2 protein-coding genes are annotated in these 1,303 nt (G+C 33.6%); both read left to right on the top strand.

Features of this window, described 5'->3' with window-relative positions; translation table 11 throughout:
- Positions 1–482 (top strand): T9SS type A sorting domain-containing protein (locus tag B0A57_RS12350; RefSeq protein ID WP_243389175.1); only part of this gene is annotated, 482 nt, incomplete at its 5' end.
- A 13-nt stretch (positions 483–495) separates the two neighbouring features.
- On the top strand, positions 496–1,303 hold an 808-nt coding region (locus B0A57_RS12295), incomplete at its 3' end, for a leucine-rich repeat domain-containing protein (protein WP_133062900.1).

The raw sequence follows: 1,303 nt of genomic DNA, 5'->3' as shown, positions 1-1,303 counted from the left end.
TAACATCAGTTACAATTCCTAATTCTTTGACTACTATTGGAGATGAGGCTTTTGCAGGCTGTAGCAGTTTAAGGACAGTAAATTGTCATATTACAAGCCCTTTAGTTATTAATGCAAATGTCTTCGGTAATGTTACTCGGTCAAACTGTGCTTTAAATGTTCCTGCTGGTACTGAAGCAGCTTATCAGGCAGCGGCTGTTTGGAGGAATTTTAGCCCTATTTCTGGTAATTTACTTTCTAATCATTCATTTTCGATAGAAACTAATCTAAAAATATACCCAAACCCAGTTTCAGAAATTTTAAACATAGCCTTGCAAGAGGGATTACAATTAGAAAAAGTGAATTTTTATAACACATTAGGGCAGTTAATCAAAACAACTAATCATTCAGAAATAAATGTTTCAAGCTTTGCAAAAGGCAATTATTTTGTAGAAGTAATAACAAACCAAGGTAAGGCAACAAAAACAATCATCGTACAATAATTAAAACAAAGACATGAAAAAATTATTATTTTTTATTTTAATTCCTTTTTTAGGAATAGCACAAGATTTTACAGCAAACGGCATAAATTACACTATCACATCTAGAACAGCTCCTTTTACTATTAGCGTAACTGACAACCCTAATTTTACTGGAGCAGCAGAAATACCTGAAACAGTAGCTTATAATGGAAACAGATATATTGTGACTGCTATTACAAGGGGTGCTTTTATGCATTGCAATAATTTAACATCAGTTACCATCCCTAACTCTGTGACTACTATTCGAGAGAATGCTTTTGCAGATTGTCCTGATTTAACATCCGTTACCATCCCTAATTCTGTGACCTCTATTGGAGATAGAGCTTTTTCAGGTTGTACTGGTTTAATATCAGTTACCATTCCTAATTCTGTGACTGATATTGAAAATGGTGCTTTTGCCGGTTGTTCTGGTTTAACATCAGTTACAATTCCTAATTCTGTGACTACTATTCGAGAGAATGCTTTTGCAGATTGTTCTGGTTTAACATCAGTTACAATTCCTAATTCTGTGACTTCTATTGGAGATTATGTTTTTGGAGGCTGTTCTGGTTTAACATCTGTTACAATTCCTAATTCTGCTACTACTATTGGAGATGGGGCTTTTCAAGATTGTTCTGGTTTAACATCAGTTACAATTCCTAATTCTGTGACTACTATTGGAAATTTTGCTTTTGAAAGATGTTCTGGTTTAACATCAGTTACAATTCCTAATTCTGCTACTACTATTGGAGATGGGTCTTTTCAAGATTGTTCTGATTTAACATCAGTTACAATTCCTAATT

This window comes from Flavobacterium psychrophilum DSM 3660 = ATCC 49418 (assembly GCF_002217405.1).
Lineage (GTDB): Bacteria > Bacteroidota > Bacteroidia > Flavobacteriales > Flavobacteriaceae > Flavobacterium > Flavobacterium psychrophilum.
This window is presented reverse-complemented; position numbering and strand designations above follow the sequence as displayed.